The sequence below is a fragment of the Johannesbaptistia floridana genome (genome assembly GCF_057440575.1).
The window spans coordinates 1-6,467 of sequence record NZ_JALKVM010000369.1 but is presented as its reverse complement, the minus strand read 5'-3'; the positions used below and the strand labels follow the sequence as shown (position 1 = coordinate 6,467).

Annotated in this window: 9 protein-coding genes; 7 read left to right on the top strand and 2 right to left on the bottom strand. The window is 37.2% G+C overall.

What is annotated here, in order from left to right; genetic code table 11:
* Positions 1-227 precede the first annotated feature (227 nt).
* From MW688_RS20645 to MW688_RS20630, 4 genes are read left to right on the top strand one after another with little or no spacing between them, the layout of a single operon-like run.
* Positions 228-983 carry a double zinc ribbon and FHA domain-containing protein gene (locus MW688_RS20645; RefSeq protein ID WP_486737896.1) on the top strand — a complete coding sequence of 252 codons (756 nt, stop codon included), beginning with the start codon at positions 228-230 and terminating at the stop codon, positions 981-983.
* A 12-nt stretch (positions 984-995) separates the two neighbouring features.
* Entirely contained in the window at positions 996-1,433 is a 438-nt protein-coding gene (gene ureE, locus MW688_RS20640; protein WP_486737895.1) for an urease accessory protein UreE, read from the top strand.
* A 14-nt stretch (positions 1,434-1,447) separates the two neighbouring features.
* The gene (locus tag MW688_RS20635; RefSeq protein WP_486737894.1) at positions 1,448-2,146 is read left to right on the top strand and encodes an urease accessory protein UreF; all 699 of its coding nucleotides are present in this window, start codon (positions 1,448-1,450) and stop codon (positions 2,144-2,146) included.
* 29 nt (positions 2,147-2,175) lie between these two features.
* Positions 2,176-2,838 carry a hypothetical protein gene (locus MW688_RS20630; protein ID WP_486737893.1) on the top strand — a complete coding sequence of 221 codons (663 nt, stop codon included), beginning with the start codon at positions 2,176-2,178 and terminating at the stop codon, positions 2,836-2,838.
* Positions 2,839-2,906: 68 nt separating this feature from the next.
* Here the strand turns inward: MW688_RS20630 and MW688_RS20625 are convergent, their stop codons facing one another.
* On the bottom strand, positions 2,907-3,563 hold the full coding sequence (locus MW688_RS20625) for a class I SAM-dependent methyltransferase (protein ID WP_486737892.1): 657 nt from the start codon (positions 3,561-3,563) through the stop codon (positions 2,907-2,909).
* 424 nt (positions 3,564-3,987) lie between these two features.
* Between MW688_RS20625 and MW688_RS20620 the strand changes: the two genes are divergently transcribed.
* From MW688_RS20620 to MW688_RS20610, 3 genes are all read left to right on the top strand, one after another.
* A complete protein-coding gene (locus MW688_RS20620) occupies positions 3,988-4,314 on the top strand; it encodes a YtxH domain-containing protein (RefSeq protein WP_486737891.1) in 327 nt (108 codons plus the stop codon).
* An 11-nt stretch (positions 4,315-4,325) separates the two neighbouring features.
* Positions 4,326-4,688 carry a DUF948 domain-containing protein gene (locus tag MW688_RS20615; RefSeq protein WP_486737890.1) on the top strand — a complete coding sequence of 121 codons (363 nt, stop codon included), beginning with the start codon at positions 4,326-4,328 and terminating at the stop codon, positions 4,686-4,688.
* A 191-nt stretch (positions 4,689-4,879) separates the two neighbouring features.
* Complete coding sequence (locus MW688_RS20610) at positions 4,880-5,629, top strand: TPM domain-containing protein (RefSeq protein WP_486737897.1); 750 nt, start codon at positions 4,880-4,882, stop codon at positions 5,627-5,629.
* 85 nt (positions 5,630-5,714) lie between these two features.
* Here MW688_RS20610 and MW688_RS20605 read toward each other — a convergent pair whose 3' ends face one another.
* Entirely contained in the window at positions 5,715-6,293 is a 579-nt protein-coding gene (locus MW688_RS20605) for a Uma2 family endonuclease (RefSeq protein ID WP_486737889.1), read from the bottom strand.
* Between the last annotated feature and the right edge of the window lie 174 nt (positions 6,294-6,467).

The following is a 6,467-nucleotide window of genomic DNA, read 5'->3' as shown; positions in this document are numbered from 1 at the left end:
CTAAGGCGCTCTCCGCTTTCGCTGGCAATTTTGAGTAAGTTTATTGCACCCCTACGGCTTGCGCCCTCATTTATTATGCTCTAAATACATTTTGACAACCGAATTTAGTATAAAAAGGTTTTTGGCTGCATCATGAAAGAAGGCGTGAATGGGTGAATAGAGAAATGTTTGTAGTTAAAAGAGCTCTTTAGGTTAAAATAAAAACATAAATTTTCATAGGAAAGCAAATGATTATTTGTCCAGAGTGTAATCATACCAATCCAGAAAGCGCTCAAATGTGTGAAGCTTGTTTTACTCCTCTACCAAGTATGAGTAAATGTCCACAATGTGGAGAATCAGTACAAACAGATGCGGCCTTTTGCGGTAGCTGTGGTTATGATTTGCGGCAAGCCAATCAAGACAGTAATCAAGACAGTGAAGATGATGAAGATATGATAGGTGAAACCATGGTGATTAACCCTTCATCTCCCCTAGAAGCAATAAATCTCTCAGAGGAAGAGGAAGAGTTGACTTGTGTAGTCAGCGGAATTATACCAAAAACTCCTAAAGAATCATCAGAAAAAACTCCGCCTTCTTTAGATTTAGAAGATTTAGAAGAGGATAACGAAGAAACATGTCTTATTCCAGTAGGAGAAGACTTAACCAAAATACAAACAGATAGGAAAAAGTCGCTATGGCACGTACAAACAAATCAAAAGCTAGAACTACCCAGTGATTTAACTGTAATTCATATAGGGAGAGCAAATGATGAAATACCACCAGACATAGATATGTCTTCATTTCCTGATTCGGATATAGTCTCCAGAGTTCATGCAAATATTCACGTAGAAGAAGATGGTAGCTACTATTTAGAAGATATGGGAAGCGCCAACGGAACTTATGTCAACGGGAAACGCCTTCAAAAAGGAAATCGTCATCGTCTCAAAAGAGGAGATCGCTTCTCCCTCGGGAAAAAAGACAAAGTGAGTTTTATCTTCTCTTAAGAGATATAGATTGTGCTAGTTTTTACTAAAAAAATCACCAAAGCTGAAACAACAACTATTAGCTTAACTGTATATTTAACAGCCGAAGCACGTCTAAAAAGTCAGCAACGCCTAGAAATACCCAATGGGGAACCTATTTATCTGCGTTTACCTAGAGGTACAATACTTCAGGAAGGAGATTTACTAATCTCAGAAAATCATCAGCAGGTGATCGCGATCGCCGCTCAACCAGAACCAGTAATGACCGCTAAATCTCAAAATCAGCTTGATTTACTCAAAGCGGCCTATCATCTAGGTAATCGCCATGTCCCTCTCCAAATTAGTTCTACTTATCTCCGATTTTCTCCCGATTCCATTCTCGCTAATTTACTAATATCCCTAGGATTAGAAGTAGAATTAGAAGAATGCCCCTTTTATCCAGAAATTGGGGCCTATAAACACAATCATTAACGATGTCATTAAAGATGTCAATTAATTCTTCTTCTTTCCTACACTTACTACAACTAGCTAGTCCAACTATCCCGATTGGCGCCTACAGCTACTCCGAAGGTATAGAAAATCTCGTAGAAAATAAGATCATTACTACTCAACAACACTTACAAAGCTGGCTAACACAAGAACTTACCTATGGCTCAATTCGTATCGAAAGCACCATAATGTTAAGGGGTTACCGTAGTTTAATGGAAGGGAAAATAACCGATTTAATCTACTGGAATAACTGGTTAAGCGCTGCTAAAGAAACATCAGAATTAAGACAACAAAGCTGGCAAATGGGTCAAAGTTTATTTTCTTTACTAATTAATCTCAATATTAATCATCCTTCTTTACCAGCTAAGGAGATGATTCAAGAAGCAATAACTGGTCATTGTAACTATGGAATTGCCTTTGCTATTGGCGCCGCTTACTGGCAATTACCGGAATCAGAACTATTATTAAGTTACTTACATAGCTGGGCAACTAATTTAATTACTGCGGGAGTTAAACTAATTCCTCTAGGACAAACCCAAGGTCAACAAATACTAGCAAGTTTATCTAATATTATCATCAATACTCATACTAATCTTTTGAAACTCCAAGATGAAGAACTATTTACCAGTAACTGGGGTTTAACATTAGCTAGTATGAATCATCAAAACCAATATACTCGTTTATTTCGTAGTTGAAAACAGGAAAATACTTCCCTTATTTATTAATGCTTGTTAAATTAACTTTTTTTCTTACTGCTTGTCTATCTTTGAATATTAATTTAGCATCTGCTAATGAACTAGATTTAGACCAAGAAATTATCGATAACAGTCCAGTTTTCCAGCGTTGGCTTCAAGAAATACCTAATGTTCTTGAAGATATTAAAAATGAGCCTAGATTCTCCACTCGCTTTCGCTTGGGCTACAATCAATACACATCTGGTGAGGATAGTGTAGGGTGGTTAATTGGGGTTGAAGATTTATGGATTGGAGAAACTCCCTTGAGTTTTAATGCTCTTTACCAAGGCTCTTTTTCTGGAAACAGAACTACTTTAGCTACTCAGTTTCAATATTATCTCTTACCTCTGGGTAATTTTATCAATGTAGCCCCTGTTGTAGGGTATCGTTATCTGCAATCTGAAGACTATTCCACCAATGGTGTTAATCTTGGGGCAAGATTGGTGTTAGCTTTGTCAGCTACAGGCGCCTCTGATATTTTTATCCAGCAAAGTTTCATCTTACCTTTCCAAGGGCAACAAGTAGGTATTACTACCTTTTCTTTTGGTTATTCTCTATCTCCTCACCTTAGACTTTCTACAGATATTGAATTAGAAAACTCTGTTGCTGCTAAAGATACTCGTCTTGCTGTTTTGTTAGAAATTACTCGTTAAAGCTTAGGCAAGGCAGACGACAGAAGGAAAAATATATAACCAATCAACTGTTCAGTTTTTAAACTAATCTAAGATTGCCTAATCCAGGTGAGTAGATGAGTAGAATTATCATAGCTATAATTTTCTCTAATAGAGAGTCCATAACTACTAAATAAGTCTAATTCTGCCGTAGAAAGAGGCCAAGGGGGGCCAGGTGGTGGAGTTTCGGTGGGTCTTACTTGAGTAATAACTAATAAAATACCTCCTGGCCCTACTAAATCGCAGATAATAGAAATAACTTGAGGACGCACATAAATCGGTAAAGATTGAACAGTGCGAGAAGATAAAACTAAATCAAATTTCTGCCGCCACTGGAAATCCAAATTAAATAAGTCTGCTACTAGATAATTAACAGTAGAATTAGGAAATCGCCTCTGGCACCAAGCAATAGCAGTAGAAGAAATATCAAAGGCGGTAACATCAAAACCTTTGGCAGCAAGAGCTTCAGCATCATCTCCTAAGCCACAACCGATAACTAATGCTTGCTTATTTTCTTTGGTTACAGTAAATTTTTTGAGCCACTCTAATAGGTGAGGATTGGCTTGTAATTTTGCCCAGGGGACTTCTTCAGGATTCCCGGCAGCTTGGGCATAGAGTTTTTCAAACCAATCGGCAGGTTGATTTTCAGCTAAAGCTTCTTGGACTAATTGATTAATTGTTGGTTTTTGATTCTGATTTTCAGTCATTTTTAGTAATATGAAAGTAAGGATTGATTAAATAGACACGTCCTAGACTCAGATCTTGCATCTTTACCTAATGTTACTGGTTGGAGTTGAGTAATGAGTAATAAGTAATAAGTAATGAGCGTTGTAGTGTTAACAATATTTATATTTACAGATCCCCCCAACCCCCCTTAACAAAGGGGGGCTTTTCATGATAACTGTAAACATCTATTTGCGAGCTTGCTATAAGTAATGAGTAAGAAGTCTTGAAGTTTTGAAGTTTTGAAGTAATGAGTTAAAGAATTAATGCTCAACGCTTAAAAATTGATTCTCCCTTGTTGGCCTATTTAGTACTTTTGTATTTGCGTGCTTTGATCTAAGCTAGGGCAAAAAGTAAACTTTATGCCCAATTTTATGTAAAAATAATAAGAAACTCAAAAAAATCACGATGAGTAAAAAAGATAATAGTATATTAGCAGGAATAGTCATAGGAAGTGCAGTAGGAACTGCTGTGGGTTTATTGTTTACTTCTCGTCAAGGTAAAAAAACTAGAGTAATAGTTAAAAAATCTTTGAATGCCTTACCAGAATTAGCAGCAGATTTTTCCAGCACAACTCAAAAACGTACCCAAAACTGGTCAAATCAAGCTTATCAAAAATGGGATAGAGTGCGAAATAAGTTGCAAATCGCCATCGCCGCAGGTGTAGAAGCTGCATCTAGAGAAAAAGCTGCCGATACATCACCATTTTCCCAAGATAGTCAAAAAGATAATTAAATATAATCGCTGTGAGTGAACCTTTGTTTTGGCTAGGCTTATCCCTTTGTTTAGTCTCAGTCAGTTTAACTGCATTGTTATTTGTTGCGGTACCCACTATGGTAGAATTAGCCAGAGCGGCTAGGAGTGCCGAAAAACTATTTGATACCCTTCGACAAGAATTACCAAGTACTTTAAATGCCATTCGCCTCACAGGTTCAGAAATTGGTGAACTAACAGAAGAAATTAATACTAGTGTTAAGAGTGCTAATGAGGTTGCTAAACAAGTTGACCAAAGTATTAGTTATGCAAATCAACAAATTAAGGAAGCTAAGTCCAATAGTCGTAGTTTCGTGGCGGGAATCAAAGCGGCCTGGAAAACTTGGAATAGTTAGCTTTTGAGCCTATTCTTGCCTGGATAAGTCAAAGAAATTTTTAAAATTTAACCCCTAAATCTGTTTCTTATCTTAAAATAAAGTAAATAAGTGTAAAGAAATTGAACTTTTTGTTAAGTTTTTAAAATCGCAAGACTATGAAACAACATTTGAACCGCAAAATTATTAATATCGTGATAGCCGGAATCGTTATGCTATCTTGTTGGGGAATCGCACCAAACGCCTGGGCTTTTGATAATCCTGAATTGTTACCAGATAAACAAACACCTATTATAGATTTAGCTAATTATTTACCCTCCGCACAAGAAGAATCAATAATTAGAGATATCGAAAATTTTGAAACTCAGACTGGATGGAAACTGAGAATATTAACACAATACGATCGCACCCCCGGAAGAGCAGTTAAGCAATTCTGGGGATTAGATGATCGCAGTGTGTTATTAGTAGCAGACGGCAGAGGCGGTAATCTACTCGCTTTTAATGTGGGTCGAGATATTTACCCCCTACTACCACGGACCTTTTGGGTAGAATTACAAACTCGCTTCGGTAATCTATATTTTGTGAGAGAAAACGGGGAAAACAATGCGATCGCCGAATCAATATCCACAGTACAAACTTGTTTACTAAAAGGTGGTTGTAACGTTGTACCAGGGTTGCCTCAAGAACAATGGATTCTAACTCTCATCACTTCCGTTGTCGGTGGAATCATCCTGGGAATAGCTGTTACACCTCGTAAACCCGACCAAATCCTCGCTTGGCAATGGGGTTTAATTATCTCTCCTCTTTGGGGAATTCTCTTTGTTGCTTTTGGTATTGGCCCTGTTATCACTAGAACTACAGAATGGCTTCCTCTATTTCGTAACGTCTTAGGATTTGTTTTGGGAGCTTTAGTTGCCTATTTATCTCCTGCCTTTAATCGCTCTAGCGCTCCAGAATTATAATATATCTAGAACACTGGTATACAAGAAGAGTAGGGTAAAATGATAGTGTTACTCTACTCTTAAGTTTTCTCAACTAATTGTTGTTTCAAAACTTATGTAACTCTAAAACAAATTGGGGTAAGACATTTTCTCCTGATAGGGTTGTCGGTAATGAAATAATTTCTACGGGTTGATTTTGACGATAGATTTCTACTTGTTGATTTTGAAGGTTAATTAACCACCCTAACCGTAAACCGCCATTAAGATATTCTTGCATTTTCTCTTGGAGAAGCTCTAAAGAATCGCTACGGGAGCGCAATTCTATGACAAAATCAGGACATAAGGGGGCAAATTTTTCCTGTTCTTCTGGAGTCAAGGCTTCCCAACGTTGATTAGCAATCCAAGCCACATCAGGGGAACGTTTTCCCCCATTGGGTAAAATAAAAACTGTAGAAGAACTAAAGACCTTTCCTAGTCTGGTTTGACGATTCCATAACCAGACCTCACCGTTTAAATCCGATTCTCGATTGCCACTAATGGCGCCGACAGGAGGCATAATTATTAATTCCCCTTTAGCCGTTTGTTCGAGCTTCCAATTCTCATTAATTTGGCAGAGTTGATAAAACTGTTCATCACTTAACCCCACATTTTTGATATTTAAAATAACCCCTTCAAAAGTCATCATTTTTCTTTCTTACAAATTAACTGTGACGGATAATTAGTTACTACAATTATACTAAAATAATTTGAGACTTTAGCAGCTAAAATTAAAATGAGCGATCGCCTCAACTCAGCTCTTGCATCTTTACCCAAAGTTACTGGTTGGAGTTGAGTTTTGAAGTAATGAGTTAAAGAATTA

What these genes read in the sequence shown, in the direction of transcription:
- MW688_RS20625 (WP_486737892.1), bottom strand. Translation starts at nt 3,563, where the DNA reads ATGACTGAAAATCAGAATCAAAAACCAACAATTAATCAATTAGTCCAA.
- MW688_RS20635 (WP_486737894.1), top strand. Translation starts at nt 1,448, where the DNA reads ATGTCAATTAATTCTTCTTCTTTCCTACACTTACTACAACTAGCTAGT.
- MW688_RS20605 (WP_486737889.1), bottom strand. Translation starts at nt 6,293, where the DNA reads ATGATGACTTTTGAAGGGGTTATTTTAAATATCAAAAATGTGGGGTTA.
- MW688_RS20630 (WP_486737893.1), top strand. Translation starts at nt 2,176, where the DNA reads ATGCTTGTTAAATTAACTTTTTTTCTTACTGCTTGTCTATCTTTGAAT.
- MW688_RS20620 (WP_486737891.1), top strand. Translation starts at nt 3,988, where the DNA reads ATGAGTAAAAAAGATAATAGTATATTAGCAGGAATAGTCATAGGAAGT.
- MW688_RS20645 (WP_486737896.1), top strand. Translation starts at nt 228, where the DNA reads ATGATTATTTGTCCAGAGTGTAATCATACCAATCCAGAAAGCGCTCAA.
- MW688_RS20610 (WP_486737897.1), top strand. Translation starts at nt 4,880, where the DNA reads ATGCTATCTTGTTGGGGAATCGCACCAAACGCCTGGGCTTTTGATAAT.